Below are 19940 nucleotides of genomic sequence, written 5' to 3' on the forward strand. Positions count from 1 at the left end.
GCCCCCCGTGATCTTTTGCGAATTCCCAGAAGGTGTGGGATCGCACGCGCGATCGCACCGATGTCCACTAGCAGTAATAAACAGTCTCTCCATCGTGATGTCAAGTCCGATTACTGGCATTTCATGCAGCTAGCCGGAATTGGTAGCGTGATGGCATCGGTAAGTGTTGTCGTCCGTTGTGGCTCCGCCGGCTTGTCGGTGTCGATGTGACGAGCCCTGATATATAGGACACATCAGGCTTTTCGCTCGATCCGGTGCGGCATAGTGTGCGTGGTGCTGTTGGTGGCGGGTGAGGGTGACGCCCGAGTGCCCGGGGGCGGGCTGACAACAATGCGTTATTGATATTTTGCACTGAGTCACGAATTGGCTGGTTCCAACCCTATTGTGTGGGTCGTCGCGGACGAGGGTGCGCGAGCTTCGTGTTGGGTCAGTACCATCGGTCCCATGGCGCGCCACCCTCAATCTGCGACAACCGACGCCACGGCGGTTGTCAACATGGATTCAGAGCTTTCCCCTAACAAAGAGAAGCCGCAGCGGCGCCGTCGTGGGCGACGTAATGCCCTTATTGCCCTATTGGTCGTGGCGTTGCTCGCCGGCATCGGCTTCATCGGCTCGGGCCTGTACTTGCGTTCCGTGGAATCGGGCATTCAGCGGTTCGACGTGTTCGAGGGCGTCCCGGAGGAGGTGCGTCCCGAGCGGGTCGAAGAGGCGAAAGACGCCCTGAACATCCTGATGCTCGGCAGCGACTCCCGCGACCCGGACAGCAGTTCCGGGTCACGTACGGACACGATCATCCTCGCTCACCTGACGAAGGATCGGTCGAGCGCACAGCTCATCTCCATCCCCCGGGACACGTGGGTCTCCGTGCCCAAGTCGAAGGACGGTCGGCACGGCGGTGTTGAATCAAAAATCAACTCAGCCTTCGCCTGGGGCGGCGTCCCGTTCATGGTTCAGACGATCGAGGAGTACACCAAGGTCCGTATCGACCACGTCGCGATAGTCGACTTTGCCGGCTTCAAGGAGATCGTGGACGCGTTGGGCGGAATCACTGTCGATGTCGACGTCGCTTTCACCTCGACCCACTCGCTTGACAAGGCGCGCACCTACACCAAGGGTCCGATGAAGATGGACGGTGCGACGGCGCTGGACTACGCGCGCGAGCGGTACGCGTTCTCCGATGGCGACTTCGCCCGTATCCGGCATCAGCAGCAAGTGATCAAGGCCATCCTCGACAAGGCGGCCACCGGCGGGACACTGAGTAACCCAGGGAAGCTCAACTCCTTCGTGCGGGCGACGACGAGCACCGTATCGGTGGACAAGACGCTCAACGTCCTCGACATGGCGATGGAACTGCGTCACCTGCGCAGCGACAAGCTCGGTTTCTACACCAGCCCCACCAAGGGCACCGGCATGATCGGCGACCAGAGTGTCGTGCTACCGGACCCTGCGAGAGCGTCGACGCTCTACGACGCGATTCGCCGCGACTCGGTCGACGAAATCCTCGCCGCGGCTGACAAGAAATGACCTGCTAGCCCCCCGACTGGTCGCACCGCGTGTCCGACTCGGCCGGCAGCCCGCACAAGCGGAGCTGCTGGCCGATTGTCGTTGTGGCCGTACAGCGGGGGAGCTTCGGACTGCCTCGGGACGCCCGTGCCGTGGGGCCGGTCACACCAGCAGGGGTAGGCCGGTTCCGTGTGAGGCATGCGGCGAATCCGGCTCCCGGAACGCGCGAACCACCCCTTCTCGGTAACAGCCAGGGGCGGTCCACGGCGGGAGCGTGCCGTTACGGGTAAACCTAGAAAACCCCGCCCCGACCGTCGGTACGGGACGACCCCCCAGGACGTTTCGACTGGGCTGGGGCCCCGTAGATCGGGTATTGGGCTGTGGGGGCGGAGGCGATTCCGGCCACCCTCGGCAACTCGGCGGTGACATCCAACAGCCCACCTCCCGAGGCGGATTGCCCCATGGACGACTGTTCCGGCACTGCCCCGTGTCCGTCAGGTTCCGGAGTGGACGCAGTCGAGGTCACCTTGGGAACCAGGAGACCCGCTTTGTATCCGACCGCAAGGAAGAGCGCCAGGAGCACCACCGCGACGATCGCCTCGACCAACTCGGCGTGGGCGGAGCCCTGAATGACGAATCCCAACAGCAGGACCGGCGCGGCGACGAGTATCGCGGCCGGGGCCCCCGAGAAGACGGCTCGGAGCGTACGTAGCGGCGGTAGTCCGAGGGCCTTCGACCCGACCACCGCCAGGGCCGGTGCCAGGGCGACTGTCGAAAACGCGTACCCGGCAGCCACACCGACCGCCCCGTAGGACGCGAAGCCCAGATAGATCCCCACGCTCACCACGAAGACGACCAGGGTGAGCAGGAGGTACGGTTTGACCGCCCCCACGGACCACATGGCCGGACGGATGAAGCCGAGAGAGACCTGCGCGGCGCCGACGAGGCAGAGGACCTGGGTGACCGCGACCGCCGAGGTCCATTCAGGCCCGAGTACCACCGGCACTATCCACGGTGCGACGAAGAAGACCGCGGTCATCGTCGGCCAGATGGCGATGCTCAGCGACTTTGTCCGGGCCAGCAACACAGGCCCGATACTCTCGCCAATGCGGTGTTTCTCGGAGAACTCCGGCAACGCTATTCGGACAATGACTTCGCCCAGGAACTGGACCGGTGTGACCAGGAACCGCACTCCGACCGAGTAGATGGAGAGCTGACCCGCACCGGCGATCCAGCCGACGATGATTGAGTCAATGTTGCGGGACGTCACCGACACGGCGTCCGAGCCGAAGCTCTTGGAGCTGAAGGACCAGAGTTCCCGGAAACCCTCCCGGTCCCATCCGGGCCACGGGAAGGGGCGGGACATCCCGATCCAGAGGGCGGCGAGAGCGAGCTCCGCGGCCAGGACGGGCACGACGTAGGCGAAAGCCTCCAACCCTGCGAGGATCGCGCCCCCACAGCAGACAAGCACCAACACTGCGACGCCGGTCTCGGCCTTGCCGATCAGGTGTTGACGCTGGTCGCGGTAGAGCCTCGACTGTGAAACCAGACCGATCGACCGGATCAGCGGCGCGGCGGCCAACGAGCTGAAGAAGAGCATGTTGGTCGAGCCGACTGGTCCTGCCCCGCCGGCGAGGCACACGATCAACGTGCCCACCCCGAAGACCGATCCGCAGGTCCAACTCATCAACGCAGCCACTCGAAGGTGACGAGGAGTCAGCACCGGGCGCTGAATGATGGCGGAGACCAGGCCCAGATCGACACTGAGCGCCACGAAGGTCATGAAGACCGCCCCGGCCGCTACCGGGGCGAATTCGGTCGGACCGAGGATGCGGGCGAGTACGAGGGCGACCACGATTCGTGACAGCTGCGAGCTGGCCAGTCCGACACTGGTCCAGGCCACAGTTCCTTTCATGCCGGAGGTGCTACTCGTCTCGGTCAAGACCTCTCACTTCCCAGCATCCCGCTCGGTCGTGCCGGTGCCGGACCCGGGGACCAGCGTGCGGCAATGGGGGTCAGCAACTGTGTCGGTGCTTCGTTCCAGTACAGCTGTCGGGTGCCGAGCAGGGCGCCGAGGAGGAACGCCTGTTCCCAGGCGTAGATGCTGGAGAAGTAGGCCGACGAGACGATCGCGACGGCGATCGCCGCCGGGGCGACCATGAAATAGCCCGACCGCCATGCCTCTGCCGCCTTCCGACCAATGGCGAGCCACATCGCAATGAGGGCCAGCACACCCACCGCACCGAGGTACACGCCAACGAGGCTCGGCATGGTCTTGGGAGAGAAGCCGTAGTCGTGGCCAGAGTTGATCTGGTCGGTCAGTTCAGTGAAGTCCGAAGCGGAAAACCGGCCGTCGTACCGATCCATGGCGTCCTGCACGTAGGCCGGCAGCCAGGCGATCGGGGCGGAGTACCCCATACCGGCCGGGTTGTGGATTGCGACGTCCAACCCCACATCGCCCCATACCGAACGGACCGCATCGGAGGTGGAGTACGACATGCCCCCCCACTGGGGCGCGGTGACCAACCAGCCCAATGCGAAGCCACCGACCAGGGTGATGATGACGAGGATCGAGCCGATCGTGTGGTTGGCCCACCGACCTACGCGTGGGATGAACCGGTGTAGGACGACCGCGCACAGGATCGCGGCACAGAAGACCGCCCCGGCCGCCAGCGTGCCCCGGCTCGGCATCAGGAAGGCCAGCACACCAGCAGCGGCGCAGATGCCGAGCGCCCAAGCCTTCTTTCGGACTCGGAGGGTGGCCGTTCCGAGGGCGACAAGAACACCACCTCCCAGAGCGGATGCCTCGAACCGTCCGCCTCGGGCACGTTGGTTGAGATTGTCCAGGCCGTGCAGGAACCACACTCCGGTCCTGGGAAGTGCCCCGACCATGTCCAGCATCCCGAACAGCAGCAGGACTCCGAGGCTGACGAGGCCGAACATGGTGACCAGCGATGGTCGGTACGCGGCCAGCCGGGCGGCGACCACCATGATGCAGAAGAACACCATGACGGGGATCCCGACGGCGAATGCCTTGCCGTAGAGGTTGGTGCCGCGGGCCTCGGGGGGGAGAAGCACCAGCGTCACGGCGGTGGTGGCGAAACCCAGCCCGGCCAGCACGATCAGGGCCCGCGGCCAGATGCTGAGCCGATCGCGGGGCAGGAGCAGACCACAGAGCAGCAGCGGCGCCCAGGCCAGGCTGGCGCCGAAGGTGCCGGCGAGTTGTTGCAGCGGGGCGATATCGTCGAAGGCGACGAGTACGCCGGCCGCGCAAACCAGGGCCGTTATCAGCCACGATTCGCGCAGTCGGACTACCATCCGGGCCCAATGCTCGGTTGCCCGGCTTACCATCTCCGTCCGCCCGGCCGCACCGCGTGATCGAGGAGTGAGGCGTTGAGAAGCGCGCCGACCGAGGTCGCCGAGTACGCGTCCCGCTGTGCCAACAGTCTGTTCCTCGACTCTTGCCACGTCCGGTCGTCGCCGAGCAGTACGGCACAGCGCTCGGCGAACGTCTCGGGTGTGTCACCAACCTGGAGAGCGCCGTACAGCCCGCTCAGACCGCGTGCGCCGATGGTCGTTGTGACGACCGGGATGCCCCAGCGCATTGGATCGCCTAGTTTGAGGTTCACCCCACTCCCAGCGAAGATCGGGTTGACGAACACGCGGCTACCGGCGAGGACCTCGTTGATGTCCTCCGGGCTGGGAATGAGCGTGACGTTCGGGGTGCTGGCGGCGAGCTGGACGAGTTCGGGTCCGGGGCGGCGGCCGGCGAGCGTGAAGTGGGCGTCGGGAACCCGCCGGAGCACCTTGGGCCAGGTCTGGGTCAGGAACCACTCGATCCCAGTGACGGCGTGGGGAATGTCGAGGGAGCCGACGAAGGTGACTGTCCGGGAGCGCCCGACGGAACTACTCGCGACCTCGGATACGGGCTCGTTGTACATGATCGGGGGAATGATCGTGTGCGGGACCTGTGCGAACCGTGGGGTGACGTCGTCTGGCGACATGAACCAGATGTTGGCGATCGGATAGTCGGCGACGGCACCGAGGAACCGTCGGATGCGCAGGTATTCCGCCAGGAGGTAGGGAGCGCGCAGACCCTTCGCGGCCTTGAGCAGGTGCCGGTAGTAGCGCAGTTCGTCGTTGTGGGCACGGAGGATCACTGGAACCCCGCCCAACTCCTCCCGTAACTGAAGCGCGACCGGCAGGGTCCACTCGTGGTGGCAGACGACCAGATCGGGGCGCCACGCCTTCGCCTGGGCGAGACCGATCGCGTCTGCGGTCCGGCTCGAAACCTGGTACGGCAGGAGCGGGTTGCTCATCGTGGCGCGTACCAGCGACTTTCGTTGCGTCGCGACGAAGGTGCCGGCGAAGTCCTGGTTGACAGCCCGGGCGTCGGCGCTGAGTTCTCCGAGATGGAACCCGAGGACGAAGACCTCGTGGCCGGCGGCGCGCATGGCGGTGACCTCATTGCGCATGGCCACTCGCCCACCGTGTACGGCGGGCAGTGGAAGGTCGTCGCAGATATGTAGGACCTTCACGGACTAAGCCTCCCCGCGTTCGTCGTGCGCGGGCGCTGCCGGTCGATTCGCCGACGCGATTAGGCCCGCCTCGGGGTGCTGGGTGCCCAAACGCGTCGGCTGCCCGCCGAGCGGAGACCGGGGCGGCTTGCCACCGATTCCCCGACGTCCGTCCTGCAGCCCTCGCCAGGCCCACAAGATGCCGCTCGGGCGTCGGTCGCGAAGCGCCATCGCACAGGTCCGGGCGAAATCGAGCAGGCTGAAGCGGAGCCGTAGGTCGAAGTAGTGGGGGAACATCGCAAGCAACAGAATTCGATTCCGGACTCGCAGATATGCGGTGAAGTTTCCGGGTTCCTGCGAACAAACGGCATTGGGGACGAGTCGCACCGACCACCCCTGTAGCCGGAGACGGAGCTGAATTTCGACCTCTTCGAAATAGAGGAAGAACTCCTCGCGGAAGGTGCCACCCGAGTCCAGCGCGCGCTTGCGGACCAGCAGGAATGCGCCGTCCGCCCAGGCCACGTCGGTATCCGGACGGCCGACCCACTGTTCGGCGGGTGCACGGAAGCCGGCATGATACGTTCGCCCCTTGGCATCGATCATGCCGCCAGCCGAGAATACGACCTTGGGATTCGAGCGGACGAGCAACAACGGTGCGGCCACGGCGGCTTCGGGATGGGCCATCAGGCACCGCAGCAGGTTCTCCACCGCTGTGGGAGCAGCCGAGGCATCCTGCGTCGCCAGCAGGACAAATTCCGAACCCGTTCCGGCGAGATAGCGTAGACCGGCGTTGACCGCGGCCGCGTAACCCGGATTACCCGGAGAGTCCACGACATGTACTCCGGCTGCATTCATGGCGGCAGGCTGAGCGACGAACTCCCCGCTGTTGTCCACGACGACCACGTGGCGCGGGGGTCGTGACCATTCGCGGATTTGGCCGACCAGTTGAGTTACTTGCGTAACGTTCCGGTAGTGGACGATGACCACGTCGTAGCCCGGTCCGATACCGGGGGGCGAGTCGCCCATTTCTTGTTGCTCCTCGAGTGCCGAGACTGGGTCGCTCACCTGCGTGCGACGAATGGGGGGTGGGAGCAGCACGCTGCAACGAAGGAACCCGGTAGACGCGCCGGGTTTGTCGGATCGCCCGGCCCCGACTTGCCGTTGCCAGCAGTCTGATCCGGAGGCGGGTACAAGCTATGACCGAGGGAGCCGGCCGGCTGCGGAGGGGCATCGGCTGGGTGTCCGTAGGCCCTGGGCGGCGTTCCGTCCTGTCGTCTCCCGGGCGACCTCAGTTGCACCACGCGGGCCACTCTAGCGGTGGGGTTGTCTCGTGGGGAGTCCGGTGGACGCTTGGTGCAGGACCGTACTGTGAGGTGCCAAGAGGATTTGTCAGGCAAGCCGCTTCTGGGTGATTTATTGCTGGCCGCCGTAGTGATGATTTGTCCGTAAAGGGAGGGGCCGGAAGGGGTGCGGACGGCCTGCTCTCGCCCTAGCGCTCCGGGGTTGAGTGTAGGTGCCCCATGTGTCCTGTGTCACCATCGAGCGAGGCCGTCTCGGCGTGCAGTCGCACGGGTCCTTGGTGTAGTCGCCGCGGACAGCCAGGTGCCGGATATAGCGCCATTAATGACTGCTCAAGCGGCGGGCGGCGCTGGTTCGACCTGCGTGGTGCCAGCAAATTCCCGCGTTGCCGTAGCGCTGGGAGCGCTGAACGGGGTAGAACAACACCGATCCCTTCCTGTAGCGGCGAACGGGCAGCCGGCATGAGAGAGCGCTCTCTGTGCGCTGTTCGATGTTGCTCGCCGCCCGTCCCCGATAGGCAGGTCGATGAACACCAACTACGAGCGCGGCAGGAGAGAACAGGCTCACCGCCGTACCAGGGTCTCGCTCCGCCGAATCCTCGCCGCCGTCCCGGCGGCCCTGCTCACCGTCGGTGCGACGGTTGTGCCAACCAGCGCTGCCGCCGCGCACTCCGGTGGACGCCCCGATTTCGGGCCCAACGTCTTCGTCTACGACCCCTCGACCCCGGTCGCCCAGATCCAGGCCAAGTTCGACGAACTCTTCGCACTCCAGGAAGAGAACGAGATGGGTACGAACCGGTACGCCATCCTCTTCAAGCCCGGCCGCTACGACGTCAACGGCAAGCTCGGCTACTACACCATGGTCGCCGGACTCGGTCAGTCCCCGGACGACGTGGACATCAACGGCGCGATCAGGGTCATCGGGCAGGCCGACCCCGGCTCGGCCGCCGGGATCTCCGCCCTGACCAACTTCTGGCGCTCGGCGGAGAACCTCTCCGTCACGCCGACCGACTGGTCCAACCAGTGGGCGGTGTCGCAGGCGTCGCCGATGCGTCGGGTGCACATCAAGGGGATCCTCTGGCTTGAGCCGGGCAACGCGGGCTTCTCCAGTGGCGGCTACATCGCCGACTCGAAGGTCGACGGGATCACCATCAACGGTTCCCAGCAGCAGTGGCTGACCCGGGACAGTGAACTCGGGGATGTCTGGACCAACGGTGTCTGGAACCAGGTCTTCTCCGGGGTGGTCGGGGCTCCGGAGCAGGGTTTCCCGAACCCGCCGTACACCACGCTGCCGACCTCTCCCGTCACGCGGGAGAAGCCGTACCTGTACATCGACGGCAGGGGCGACTACCGGGTCTTCGTCCCGACACTGCGGCACGACACCTCCGGCACGAGCTGGGGCGAGGGCAAGCGTCAGCAGGGCTACTCGTTGCCGATCAGCGACTTCTTCGTGGCGAAGCCGTCGGACAGCGAACACAAGATCAACCAGGCGTTGGCTCGGGGTAAGCACCTCCTGCTCACCCCCGGCGTCTACCACCTCGACCGGGCGCTTCAGGTCAAGCGTCCGAACACCGTCGTACTCGGGCTGGGAATGCCGAGTCTCGCCCCCGACCGGGGAGACGCGGCACTGCGGATTGCCGACGTCGACGGAGTCCGGATCGCCGGCGTGCTGGTCGACGCCGGCCCTCGGGAGTCCGACGTGCTGGTCGAGGTCGGTGACCGGCACAGCCGCCGAAACCACTCGGCCAACCCGATCTCGCTCCAGGACGTCTTCTTCCGGATCGGCGGCCCATGGGTCGGCAAGGCGAAGACCAGCCTGGTGGTGAACAGCGACGACACGATCATCGACAACATCTGGGCCTGGCGCGGTGACCATGGCCACGGCATCGGCTGGTCGCAGAACACCGCCGACACCGGCGTCGTGGTCAACGGCGACGACGTGACCGCGTACGGCCTCTTCGTCGAGCACTATCAGAAGTACCAGACCATCTGGAACGGCGAGGACGGCCGGACGATCTTCTACCAGAGCGAGTTGCCGTACGACCCGCCGAGCCAGGCCGCCTGGAGCAGCCCCACCGGCAAGGGCTACGCCTCGTACAAGGTGGATCGGCACGTACGCGAGCACGAAGCCTGGGGCCTCGGTGTCTACTCCTACTTCAACCAGGAGGTCGACATCCGCGCTGACCGGGGCATCGAGGTCCTGCGGACGCCGAAGGTGAAGTTCCACAACATGGTCACCGTCTTCCTCGACGGCAGTGGCGGAATCGAACGGACCATCAACGACGCCGGCACCCCGGTCGTCGGCTCGTACGGCACCAGCACGATCGTCGACTACCCCGAAGGCTGATCAGCGCAGCCCCACAGGGACACGACGGCGGCTCGACCTGACATCAGGGTCGGCCGTCGTCGTGTTTTCTGGTCCCGCCCCGCTGTTACCAGGGCCGTCGACCGCCACCGCGCATTGCACCGCAGCTCTCGACGAGCCGGTGACGCCTTTGCGGCAGTCACCGCGCCAGGAGGGCGGTCACCGCGCCAGGAGGCCAGGGAAGTCACCGCGCAGGGCCTGGCGGACGGGTGACCGTGGCCACATCCGGACCTCCGAACTTCCCATGTGCCCGTGCATCGTGCCGACGTGAACGCGTTGACAGTGGAACCTGACGGCTGGGAGTCAGCGTCGCCTGTGTGTCGGTTCCGGGGTTTTCCCTCGGGGTTCGCGCCCGACGCCCCAGTCGCCAGCATGATCCATCCGGGCACCGGGTCGAATCGTCACCTGGCGTCCCGCCCCTTGCTGTACACGGACGCGTTCACAGTGCCGTCGTTGCACTTGACGGGTTCCCGTGAGCATCCGGGCGGGCCTGCCCAGGGTCAGTGGGCCGTGCCTCCGGTAACCAACAGTGAGAGGTTTCCATGACGGAGAATGATTCGACCGCGAAGGCCGCGCTCGCCTTTCAGGCGGGCATTGACGAGTTGGCGGCGGCAATTCCCGGCTCGTACCGTGAGAGAGGGGCACATGGCACGCTGCTTGCCGTGACGCACGCCATGGTTCCAGCCCTGAATCCCATCCTCAGTGCCGCGGCCAAGCCTGATGCCGCGGAGATTGCCGCCCTCGCGGAGGTTGCCGATCGGGAATCCGGTCAGGCGCCCTGGAGCATCCGGCTCCGCGGTGAACCGGATGCGGAGATCGTGCGGACGGCCACGCGGTACGGCCTGACGACCACGTCGCGGCAACCGTTCATGGTCGTGTCGATCGAGGGGTCTGGTCCGGCGCGGCCCGAACTCGCCAGCGAGGTGCGGGTACGCCGCTTGTCGGGGAACGAGTCCGACGTCTTCGCCGCCGTACTCAGCGCGGGGTTCGGGGCGCCGCCCGAGATGATCTCCGCCATCTACACGCCTGACGTGTTGGATAATCCCATCGTCTCCGCCTACGTCGCCGAGAACGACCGGGGTGACGCGGTGTCGGCCGGAGTCGCGTTCCTCAATGATCAGTACCTCGGGTTGGCCAACATCTCGACGGTCCCCGAATTCCAGCGTCAGGGCCACGGCCGTGCCCTCACCGAGGCGATCCTCCGCGATGGACACGCGGCGGGCGCCCGTACCGCATACCTCCACGCGAGTGAACCGTCTCTGCCCTTCTTCGAGAGCATCGGGTTCAGCACGAAGGAGTACTGGACGATGCTCAGCGCCTTCTGAAGGTCCGTGTGCCGCCAGCGGGCCAGAACGAGCCGGGAGGACCCTGCACGGTCCTTCCGGCTCGGCCCGTACCCGATCGAACCACCGGGGAGCCGGCGCCGTCACCGACGGCCCGGCCTCCCGGCGGGCAACGGTTCGATGAGACGGTTACCGGGTGGCACGGTTCAGGGCGTTCTCCAGCAGGAGCAGCAGCGCGTCGCGTACGGAGAGCCGATCCCGGGCATCGAACCGGACCAGGGGTACGTCTTCGCCGATTGCCAGTGCCCACCGGATCTCCGGCAGTTCGTGTGCCAGGTGTCCGTGGAAGGCGTTGACACCGACGACGAAGGGCAACTTCGCCCGCTCGAAGTAGTCGATCGCCGGGTAGCAGTCGTCGAGTCGGGCGCTGTCGACGACGACCAGCGCACCGAGGGCGCCTCGGGCGAGGTCGTCCCACATGAAACCGAACCGGGACTGTCCCGGCGTACCGAACAGATACAGCTTCAGGCTCTGGTCGATGGTGACGCAGCCGAAGTCCATCGCCACGGTCGTGGTGGTCTTGTCCGACCCGAGGCCGGGGTCGTCGATGCCGATCGCGGCGTCGGTCATCGCGGCCTCGGTGGTCAGCGGTGCGATCTCGGAGATGGCGCCGACGGTGGTGGTCTTCCCGACACCGAAGCCGCCCGCGATGAGGATCTTCGCCGGGATCGGGGCAGGCCGCCGACCTGCCGCCGCGGTGCCGGTGCCGTCGGGCATGCCGGTTGGGCTTTCGCCGTCGGGCACGTTGTTGGGGGTTGGGCCAGTCAGCGGGCGAGCCAGCCGCTCAGGAGATTGCACGAAGTCCATTGATCACTCGCAGGATGAGGTCGGGGTCTGGGGAGTCGTGAATGTCGCGGGTGTGTACGTCCAGGTAACCGGCGGCCCGCAGGTCGCCGACCAGGATCTTTGTCACGTCTAGGTGTAGCCGGAGCCAGGCGGAGATCTCCGCCACGGAGATCGGCTCGCGGCAGAGCAGGACGATGTTCCGCAACTCCGGTGCGAGGCGCGACAACTCCGGAGCGCCCCAGGCCAGGGCGGGCACGCGGGCGGTCACCTGCGTCTCCAGTGTGAGCGCCGGGTCGACCCCGGCCACCCGTCCTGAGGTCAGTACGAATGGACGCGGTGCCGGGGTGGCGGGGCCGGCCGCAGTCCCATCGGTCGCATGATCCTTTGGGCCGGTGAGCTGCTCGACCGGTGTTGACGTTCCCAGGTACGGACGGATTCGGAAGGTCGGTTCTGACTCCGCCTCGTCCATCGCCTCCCAGGCCATGCTGCCTCCTCGTGGGCTCGATCAGCTAAACCGAGTTCTTGAGTTCGGCGATGAGGCGGGGCGTGAGGGCACTGCCGGCCCTGGTGGCGAAGAGTGTCATCTCGTACGCGACCGTGCCGAGGTTGGCCGAACGGTCGGCCACGGCGCCGAGTATCGAGCCGCTGCTGATCGAGGTCATCAGCAGGTACCCGTACGTCAGATCGACGACGACCCGGTTGATCGCCCCCAACGAGTACCAGTTGGCAGCGCCACCGGCCAGGCTGCTCATGCCGGCGACCACCGCGGCCAGCCGTTCCGCGTTCGAACGGTCCTTCGTCGCGGACATGGCCATCAGCAGGCCGTCCGAGGAGACGGCGATCGCCTCGAGCACGCCGGCGGTGTTGGTGGTGAACGTATCGAGCAGCCAGTTGAAGGTTCTGGCCTCGGGGCTGAGGCCGTCGACGTCGGCACCGTTCGAGGTCTGCGCGATGTTGTCGTGGAGGAACGGGCTGCTCATCGTGATGATCCCTCTTCGTGACGGTGAATCGGACTTACCTGACGCAGGGCGCGGTCGACGCCCGCCTCGAACTGCATCATCTGGCGGCGGACCTCGTCCGGGTCCTCGGGTGGCCGCCCGATGTGGTCGTACCGTGGAGCTGGGTCGGGAATGTCCAGGTTGGCGCCTGGTACCCGTCGGGTGAGCTGAGACACGGCTGGTCCGGGCGGTGTCGTGACCGGTCCGGCGGCGATGGGTGCGATCGGCGGCGCGGCTTGGGCCTGCCGTACGCCGAACTCGAATTCCTCCATCAGCGCGCGTGCCGCGGCCGGGTCGCCCACGTGTCGACCTGGATCGATCGAGTCTCCATCGATCGGGCCGGGAGGGGTTGGGCTGGTCATCGGCAGTTGCGCTCCGGGCACCCGCTGACGGATCGAGCGGGCAGGCGCGGCCGGGACGGTTTCCGGCACCGTCTCAGTTGGGCGTCCGTCGGAAACCGGTTCTGCCGTTGTGCTGACCGGCCGGAGAGGCGGGGCGAATGCGTTCCATGATGTCCCGGCGGTGATGGTGTGCCGGGCCCGGTTGAGCACTGTCGGGTCCAGTGCCAGGCTGCCCGGGAGCAGCCTGTGCGGGTCGGCGCCGCTGCGGTCCGCATGGCCGGAACTAGCCGGCTCCGTCATGGAGCGGGACGAGATGGCGGGGCCGGCCGCGAGGGCCAGCGGCGTCGGGCCGCTTCCGAGGCTTCGCGGGGCGGCGGGGTGTGGGCCGGTCGGTGTGGTGACGAGTAGGTGCGAGTCGAGATCAAGGTTGGCGGTGACGCCCCCACCGGGCGTGCCGGAGAGGACGACCCGCCAGCCGTGCCGCCGGGCAAGCCGGCCGACGACGAAGAGTCCCAGCAGTTCGGTTGGGGCGAGGTCGAGCCGTTCGCGTCTGGTCAGCCGTGCGTTCTCCTCGGCCAGCCGCTCGGGCGGCATGCCGATGCCGTGGTCGCTCAGCGTGATCCGTACCCCGTCCGGGGTTGTCTGGGACGAGATCATGACGCGGGTGTGCGGCGGTGAGAAGGTCGTCGCGTTCTCCATCAGCTCGGCGAGGGTGAGGGCCAGGTCGCCGATGGCGGCCGGTGCCAGCAACAGGTCGCTCTGGACCTGGACGTCGACCCGGGTGTAGTCCTCAATCTCGCCGAGTGCGAGTCGGGCCACGTCACTGAGCGGCAGCGGAGCCACGTGTCCGTCGGAGCCGGCCGAGCCGGAAAGCACCACCAGGCTGCTGGCGTTGCGGCGCAGCCGGCTGGAGACGTGGTCGAGCCGGTACAGGTGCTGTAGCCGAGTCGGGTCGGTTTCCCGCTGCTCCAGCTGGTCGATCAGCGCGATCTGGCGGCCGACCAGATTCTGGGTACGGCGACCGACGTGCCCGAACATCTGCGCTACGTTGCGCCGGCTCGCCGCCTGCCGCTCCACCAGCTCCGCCGCCATACGTTGCACCCGGTCGAAGGCGCGGGCCAGGTCCCCGATCTCATCGTGGGCCCCCACCTCCACCGGGTCGAGCCGGATCGGGCGCGACGACTCGGTCTCGTCGTCCACGATGCGGACCAGTTCCGCCTCGGTGAGCCGGGCCACCCGCTCGGCGGAGCCGGTCAGCCGGGTCAGCGGGCGGGCCACGGTACGGGCCACGACGATGCTGAGGGCGACCACGACGATCAGGACGAGCAGTACGAGTGAACCGACCACGTACGCCGTGGTAAGTGCCCGTTGCTGCTGGTCCGTGACGTCGGTGAGGATGTCCGCGACGATCTTCTTCTTCACCAGGTGGCCCAGCGTGCCGAGCGAGGTGACGGCAGGAAAGACCGTGGCGACCGAGAGCCCGTTGACCGCGGTGGTCGGGTTGACCGCTCCGAGGGTCAGGAAGTCCTTCCCTGTCCGGGCAATGGCCGCCGTGTTGATCATCCGGTGGAGTTGACTCTGCTCCGGTGTGGCAAAGGCGTGGAACCGGGTGAGCATCACCTGTAGCTCGGACATGCTGGCGATGTAGCGCATGCTCGCCGATGGGCTCTGTGAGGCGACCACCACCACGATCAGCGTTCCACTGGTGCTGATCTGCTCGTCGGTACGCAGCGCCGCGTCGAGCGCGACCAGCTGCCGGCCGGCACGGGTGGCGGTGTCCGCGTTGTACAACAGCGCGGACGAGTCGATGAGCCCTTCGATGGCCCCCTCGAACGCGGTCATGATCTCGTCGGTGGTGGCGCGGTGGGCGAGTACCGCCGCACGGGTGTCGGCGAGTTTGCGGACGCCGTCGAGCGCATTGGCGACCGGACCGGGAAGATCGTCGCCGAGTTTCGCGCGCAGGTCCCCGATCCGATCGGTCACCGTCGTCGACTGCCGGGTCAGGGCCACGCGATCCGCGACACCGAGCAGGTAGCCGACCGACAGCAGACGCTCCTCCTGGAGGTCCTGCGCGACCGTGTCGACCAGTCCGGCGGTGCGTACCGCAGTGGCTGTCTGGCCGGCGCGGCTCGCGGTGTCGACCCGGTCGACGACCACGGGTACGGCGAGCGCCCCCATGCTGAACAGCGGGATGATGATGAGAACGGCGAGCTTGCCGCGGATGCGGAGCCTACTGAGCAACATTTGATCTTTCCAGGGGCGCGGACTGCCTCTCCCGGCCAAGGCTCGTGGCCTTTCCGGGACGCATGGTCAGGCCCGCCGACTCGGCGAGCGATGGTACGGGCGAGCCTTCCCCCTGCTCGGTCAGGCCTCGCCTACGGCGTCGGGTATGGGTGACACCGACCGCCACTACCGCACCGAGCGTGAGCAGCATCGCGGCGATGGCCATGCCGAAAGAGAGCCGAAGCCGCCGGTCCAGATCGTCGACCCGAGCGGCGAGTTGCATGTCCAACTCGCCATAGATGATCGTGGAGAGCGAGGTCGCGGCCGTCTGTGCGGCATCGCGGGCCGAACCGATGCCGGCGACGTCCAGGACAGGGCCGACATCCTGAGCATTTCCGCTGGTCCCAGCGGGTCTACCGTTGGCCCCAGCGGGTCTTTCGTTGGTCCCGGCGGGTCTTTCGTTGGTCCCGGCGGATTCCGCCGGCTTGGGACCGGTGGAGTTACCCGGCTTCGCGCCGGCGCCACTCGGGGCGGGCTTGCTGGTCGTCGGGACGTTGCTGACGGCGGTAGCGGTTGTCAATGTCTCCGTCGCCCCCTGGAAGGCGTCGATGGCGCTGAGCAACTCGCTGCTGAGGTTGCGACTTTCTGCCTGCTCCGCGGCCGCGATCAGGCCGTCGATCAGGTCGCCGGCCGGCGAGAGCGCCGCAGAGCGTGCGGCGCCGAGCTCGACCATGGCGCGGTCCCGTTCGGCGGCGCCCCGGCTAGAGGCGAGCAGAGCGAGGTTGGCGAGGCGGCTGTTGTACACCAACGCCTCCGGCAATTCCTCGGCCGCGCTGTCCTGCAGGTAGTACGAGTCGGCATCCGGGTCGCGGGCGAGTCCGGAGAAGTCTCGTACCTTGTTGTACAGCGCCAGGAGCAGGTCGGTTGCCTCGCTGTAGGCGGTGGTCAGGGTGTTGTCCACCTTGCCGTCGCCGGGGTTGGGCAGGGCGTCGATCTTCGCCCGTAGGCCGACCCAGCGTTCCCGCGCCAGCAACTCGTCGCCGAGCCGGACGTCTACCACGGTCATGTCCGTCACCGCCCTGTCCAGCGGCTCGGCGGAGGTGGGACGACCGGCGACGGCGGCGGCCTCGGCGTCCAGCAGTGCGACGGTGACGTGCCCGAGCGACCGGAGGTACTCGACGCCGTGCTGTTCGCGCTTCGCGAAGGCACGGTCCGCGTCGGTAGACCGGTGGACCTGCATGAAGAGAACGACGACTGGTACGAGCAGCGCCGTTGCGAGTAGTAGGGGCAGGACGGGCGCGTGCGATTTCGGTTCGCGAAGGGCGCGCTGCGCGGGGAGCGCCATGATCATCTCCATCAGGGTGACGTGCCGCTTCGTACTGGATGATCCTGAAAGGGATCTGTGTACTGGGTCGCAACAAAATCGGTGCCGCGGTGCACTCCACTACAACGGCCAACCCCCCGGCCGGTTAGCGATCATGGCAGCTTCCCGCCCAGGCAGACGTTCCGATAATGGCGTATGTATGTTTCTTAGATGACCAACAGGTGAACCCTGCGTGGCTCACATGTTGCGACCCGCAGGTTAGGCCCCGATGTAGGTCAATTGACCGGCTGCGTCCGCCATGTCAGAGCCGCCCCCGAAGGGGCGGAGTTGAGATACGCCGGGGTTATTGACTCCAAAGGATTTTGGAGCGGCCCGTTCGGGTTTCGGCCGTTATGACATAAGGCTTCGGTGTTGTCGGAGAAATCGCTTCGCGTGTGCCCTTTGTTCCCGTTATCTCAGATGACCCGGGCGGGCGAGGGGGGTGGCCACAGAGCGTCCGGAACGTGCTCGCTGCCCGGCCGAGCCCCAACGACTGTTCGACAACGGGGCCGCGAGCCATCCGGTGTTCGTACTACTCACATTGCCTTGTACGCGACAACAACCAATCGGGTGAAGCTCGGCATGTCGTACATTCGTGGCGACTCTGGTTGGCGGACCCTGTGCGTCAAGGTTGTCGGGCGGGTTGTGGGGGAGCGCGGGGGGTTCGTGCTCGGGGCCCGCGAGGGCTAACGACGCCTACCGCTCCCTGTCGACGGTTACCGACCGCAGGCGGGTACCTGATGGCTCGCGCCCTCGTAGCTCAGGGGATAGAGCATCGGTTTCCTAACAACGATCCGATAAATCGTTGTTGCCGAATAACCTGCATCTTCGAAGCCCATGTCGCATATTCGTGGGCAACGATGGTCGTTGCGTGCTCTATTGCAACCGGTCGACGATGTCCTGTGCTGTGCCCAACTCGCTCGACGCCATGGTCTGGAATTTCGGAAGTCGATCAAGCCTGCCTGATGGTGCTAGTGGATCACATTGCCGACTCGTCGTCGGCGTCGTAGGGCCACGTCCATTGAAATCGAGGCGGTCCTCGACGAGTTCGCCGAGCAGGCCCGCGCCCGGGCGGGGTTGCCGGCGGACGCGGTGGTGTTGGGGCACGCCCAGGGAGTGCTGCGCACCGTCACGAAGCTAGAGATTTATCGATGGTCCACCGGGGCCTTTTGAAAAAGACTCCGGCACCCCAAACCCGGCCGCTATGGTCGAGACGGCGACACCAGGTCTCGGCTGATCGTCTGGGAAATGAAACGCGTGCGCGGTGGCAGGCCACCCGGCGATATCCCCGGCCCGGTCATAGTCTCAACCGACGACCAGCTCGCCGACTTCCTCGACGGCACCACCGTCGAAGCGCTGGCCTGGGCCACGGTGCCGTCATCAACGCCCTCGAAGCCTGCGTCGACATCAAGGTCGTCCGAACAACGCGGCCATTCCACCACTACTCTGACCCGCGGAACCTCCCAGAGCGCGTCGCCAAGATCTTGCACCATGAAGCCGCCGAACGCATCCGCGTCGCATGCCAACGCGCCGCCTGAGCTGGCAGCAGTCGCAGGCCATCCGTCCGGTGGTTCCGGATGCCGCCATCGCCGCTCACACTGATGAGCCGGGAGGTCACGATGTCAGGGAAGTACCATCCGCTGACTGCGGCTTTGAGCGCGGCGTCCGCACGGGGCCAGCAGGACGTCGAGCTCGACTTCGACGCGATCGCGGACCTGATCGCAGGCCTGCCACCCTCGGCCGGCCTGCGGCAGTGGTGGGCGAACACCGACCACCCGCAGGCCCGCGCCTGGCGTGCCGCGGGCTACCGGGTGCAGCAGGTCCACCTCGACCGGCGCCGGGTCCGCTTCAGCCGGCTACCAGCGTCGGCCGCCAGCCGGCACGACATCACGCCGCCTCAGGCCCGCTCGGCCGCTGTGGCGGGGCCGCCGGCCGTGGTCGGGTCACCGGTCGACGTCCGGGTCCGACTGCGATGGACCGACGCGGGCAGCGTGGTGCTCGACGGTACCGGGAAACCGGCCTTCCCTCGTGCGGCCGCCTCGCACGGCCTCTACCGGCTCATCTTCAGCCGTCCCGGAACCCGGATCTACATCGGCGAGAGCGAGAACCTGCATCGCCGGCTGTCTAACAACTATCGCAACCCCGGGCCCAGCCAGCAGACGAGCCTGCGGATCAACGCCCTGCTGCGCGAACACCTCACCGCAGGCGGGACCGTCTCGCTGGCCGTGGCGACGGCCGCCACCGTGGTGGTCGACGAGCAGGAGCGGCCCCTGGATCTGATGTTCAAGGCGGGCCGGTTGCTGGCCGAGAGTGCCGCCCTCGTTGCGGCCAGGATGGCCGGCGACGCGCAGATCGTAAACCTCGGATGACCCTCCCGGCGGACCCGCAGCGACTTGCCACCCTGCTCGGCGCGCTCGACGACTACCGGCAGGCTCGCCGGGCGCTGCTGACGGCCCTACGCCTGCCGGCGTCGAACCGCGACCCGCTCGCCGAGCTCAGTGAGCATCTGGTCCAAGCCCTGCTCGGCGGCGAACTCGCCCCCAGCCGCGTGCAGGCGCACTGGGACCTCACCCTGCCCGACCATGCCAGGGTCCAGATCAAGTACCTAGCCAATCCTGACGGCAGGTGGGTGAACGAGCACGTCGTGCGCGCCCACCCCGACGTCGCCTTCTACGCGCTGGTGCTGTTCGAGGCGTTCAGCGTGACCGGTGTGCTGATCCTGCCCACCGCGCAGCTGGGAGCAGTCCATCTCGAGCTGGGCAAACGGCACCTGCGCGGCGACGCCGAGCTGCAGCTGACCCGACGCAACTGGCAGACGATGCGTGACGAGCCCGCACGGTTCCGCGCACTCGGGGTGCGAATCTGGCTCCCGTAGGGCGTCCCGTCGCCCGGAATGCCGCTTATGGCGTGCCATTTCCGACCTAGTGCCGTGACCGAGAAGGTTTGAAGTGTTGGGGTCTGGCTGCCCGGGTGGCGGGTTTACCCCAGCGTCGTTGGCATTCGCTGCGGATGCGAACGCATTCGCGGCGTTGGGCGGCCCAAGACGTCGGGGTGACGGGCGTTGGCGTCTGCGCCAGCACGGTTAGTTGTGCAGGTGACGGGCCTACACCGCTACGACTGTGAGGATGAGCGAGTGCCGCCCGGTACTTGGGTCTGACTCGCGCTACGACGGACCTTCGGTGTCTTGAGTTTGATCTGTCGAC

Annotated in this window: 14 protein-coding genes; 5 read left to right on the forward strand and 9 right to left on the reverse strand. The window is 66.7% G+C overall.

The window, feature by feature from the left end; genetic code table 11:
- Positions 1–444: 444 nt before the first annotated feature.
- Positions 445–1524, forward strand: coding sequence for an LCP family protein (locus ACIBF5_RS27040; RefSeq protein ID WP_396815691.1), 1080 nt, complete (start codon positions 445–447; stop codon positions 1522–1524).
- Positions 1525–1795: 271 nt separating this feature from the next.
- On the opposite strand, the gene ACIBF5_RS27045 is transcribed toward ACIBF5_RS27040, so the two are convergent.
- The 4 genes from ACIBF5_RS27045 to ACIBF5_RS27060 are packed head-to-tail and all read right to left on the reverse strand — an operon-like array spanning position 1796 to position 7046.
- Positions 1796–3418 carry an oligosaccharide flippase family protein gene (locus ACIBF5_RS27045; protein WP_396815692.1) on the reverse strand — a complete coding sequence of 541 codons (1623 nt, stop codon included), beginning with the start codon at positions 3416–3418 and terminating at the stop codon, positions 1796–1798.
- Positions 3419–3441: 23 nt separating this feature from the next.
- Entirely contained in the window at positions 3442–4821 is a 1380-nt protein-coding gene (locus ACIBF5_RS27050) for a hypothetical protein (protein ID WP_396815693.1), read from the reverse strand.
- Between the two features lie 26 nt (positions 4822–4847).
- Positions 4848–5984 carry a glycosyltransferase gene (locus ACIBF5_RS27055; protein WP_396815694.1) on the reverse strand — a complete coding sequence of 379 codons (1137 nt, stop codon included), beginning with the start codon at positions 5982–5984 and terminating at the stop codon, positions 4848–4850.
- Between the two features lie 60 nt (positions 5985–6044).
- Positions 6045–7046: a glycosyltransferase family 2 protein gene (locus ACIBF5_RS27060; protein ID WP_396815695.1), complete on the reverse strand. Its 1002-nt coding sequence runs from the start codon at positions 7044–7046 to the stop codon at positions 6045–6047.
- Between the two features lie 798 nt (positions 7047–7844).
- On the opposite strand from ACIBF5_RS27060, the gene ACIBF5_RS27065 reads away from it, so the two are divergent.
- A complete protein-coding gene (locus ACIBF5_RS27065) occupies positions 7845–9665 on the forward strand; it encodes an adenylyl cyclase (protein ID WP_396815696.1) in 1821 nt (606 codons plus the stop codon).
- A gap of 560 nt (positions 9666–10225) precedes the next feature.
- Complete coding sequence (locus ACIBF5_RS27070; RefSeq protein ID WP_396815697.1) at positions 10226–11008, forward strand: GNAT family N-acetyltransferase; 783 nt, start codon at positions 10226–10228, stop codon at positions 11006–11008.
- 147 nt (positions 11009–11155) lie between these two features.
- Here the strand turns inward: ACIBF5_RS27070 and ACIBF5_RS27075 are convergent, their stop codons facing one another.
- From ACIBF5_RS27075 to ACIBF5_RS27095, 5 genes are all read right to left on the reverse strand, one after another.
- Complete coding sequence (locus ACIBF5_RS27075) at positions 11156–11743, reverse strand: GTP-binding protein (RefSeq protein WP_396815698.1); 588 nt, start codon at positions 11741–11743, stop codon at positions 11156–11158.
- 67 nt (positions 11744–11810) lie between these two features.
- A complete protein-coding gene (locus ACIBF5_RS27080; protein ID WP_396815699.1) occupies positions 11811–12296 on the reverse strand; it encodes a DUF742 domain-containing protein in 486 nt (161 codons plus the stop codon).
- Between the two features lie 25 nt (positions 12297–12321).
- The gene (locus ACIBF5_RS27085) at positions 12322–12792 is read right to left on the reverse strand and encodes a roadblock/LC7 domain-containing protein (protein ID WP_396815700.1); all 471 of its coding nucleotides are present in this window, start codon (positions 12790–12792) and stop codon (positions 12322–12324) included.
- A complete protein-coding gene (locus tag ACIBF5_RS27090) occupies positions 12789–15395 on the reverse strand; it encodes a nitrate- and nitrite sensing domain-containing protein (protein WP_396815701.1) in 2607 nt (868 codons plus the stop codon). The genes ACIBF5_RS27085 and ACIBF5_RS27090 overlap by 4 nt, the downstream gene beginning before the upstream one ends.
- A complete protein-coding gene (locus ACIBF5_RS27095) occupies positions 15382–16725 on the reverse strand; it encodes a hypothetical protein (protein WP_396815702.1) in 1344 nt (447 codons plus the stop codon). The genes ACIBF5_RS27090 and ACIBF5_RS27095 overlap by 14 nt, the downstream gene beginning before the upstream one ends.
- A 1631-nt stretch (positions 16726–18356) precedes the next feature.
- Here ACIBF5_RS27095 and ACIBF5_RS27100 point away from each other — a divergent pair.
- Entirely contained in the window at positions 18357–19106 is a 750-nt protein-coding gene (locus tag ACIBF5_RS27100; protein ID WP_396815703.1) for a hypothetical protein, read from the forward strand.
- Positions 19103–19612: a hypothetical protein gene (locus ACIBF5_RS27105; RefSeq protein ID WP_396815704.1), complete on the forward strand. Its 510-nt coding sequence runs from the start codon at positions 19103–19105 to the stop codon at positions 19610–19612. The genes ACIBF5_RS27100 and ACIBF5_RS27105 overlap by 4 nt, the downstream gene beginning before the upstream one ends.
- Positions 19613–19940: the final 328 nt, after the last annotated feature.

It is taken from the genome of Micromonospora sp. NPDC050417 (assembly GCF_044458865.1).
Classification (GTDB): Bacteria; Actinomycetota; Actinomycetes; order Mycobacteriales; family Micromonosporaceae; genus Micromonospora_G.

What these genes read in the sequence shown, in the direction of transcription:
- ACIBF5_RS27100 (WP_396815703.1), top strand. Translation starts at nt 18,357, where the DNA reads ATGTCAGGGAAGTACCATCCGCTGACTGCGGCTTTGAGCGCGGCGTCC.
- ACIBF5_RS27075 (WP_396815698.1), bottom strand. Translation starts at nt 11,743, where the DNA reads ATGCCCGACGGCACCGGCACCGCGGCGGCAGGTCGGCGGCCTGCCCCG.
- ACIBF5_RS27095 (WP_396815702.1), bottom strand. Translation starts at nt 16,725, where the DNA reads ATGATCATGGCGCTCCCCGCGCAGCGCGCCCTTCGCGAACCGAAATCG.
- ACIBF5_RS27090 (WP_396815701.1), bottom strand. Translation starts at nt 15,395, where the DNA reads ATGTTGCTCAGTAGGCTCCGCATCCGCGGCAAGCTCGCCGTTCTCATC.
- ACIBF5_RS27040 (WP_396815691.1), top strand. Translation starts at nt 445, where the DNA reads ATGGCGCGCCACCCTCAATCTGCGACAACCGACGCCACGGCGGTTGTC.
- ACIBF5_RS27065 (WP_396815696.1), top strand. Translation starts at nt 7,845, where the DNA reads ATGAACACCAACTACGAGCGCGGCAGGAGAGAACAGGCTCACCGCCGT.
- ACIBF5_RS27085 (WP_396815700.1), bottom strand. Translation starts at nt 12,792, where the DNA reads ATGAGCAGCCCGTTCCTCCACGACAACATCGCGCAGACCTCGAACGGT.
- ACIBF5_RS27050 (WP_396815693.1), bottom strand. Translation starts at nt 4,821, where the DNA reads ATGGTAGTCCGACTGCGCGAATCGTGGCTGATAACGGCCCTGGTTTGC.
- ACIBF5_RS27105 (WP_396815704.1), top strand. Translation starts at nt 19,103, where the DNA reads ATGACCCTCCCGGCGGACCCGCAGCGACTTGCCACCCTGCTCGGCGCG.
- ACIBF5_RS27070 (WP_396815697.1), top strand. Translation starts at nt 10,226, where the DNA reads ATGACGGAGAATGATTCGACCGCGAAGGCCGCGCTCGCCTTTCAGGCG.
- ACIBF5_RS27080 (WP_396815699.1), bottom strand. Translation starts at nt 12,296, where the DNA reads ATGGCCTGGGAGGCGATGGACGAGGCGGAGTCAGAACCGACCTTCCGA.
- ACIBF5_RS27045 (WP_396815692.1), bottom strand. Translation starts at nt 3,418, where the DNA reads ATGAAAGGAACTGTGGCCTGGACCAGTGTCGGACTGGCCAGCTCGCAG.
- ACIBF5_RS27060 (WP_396815695.1), bottom strand. Translation starts at nt 7,046, where the DNA reads ATGGGCGACTCGCCCCCCGGTATCGGACCGGGCTACGACGTGGTCATC.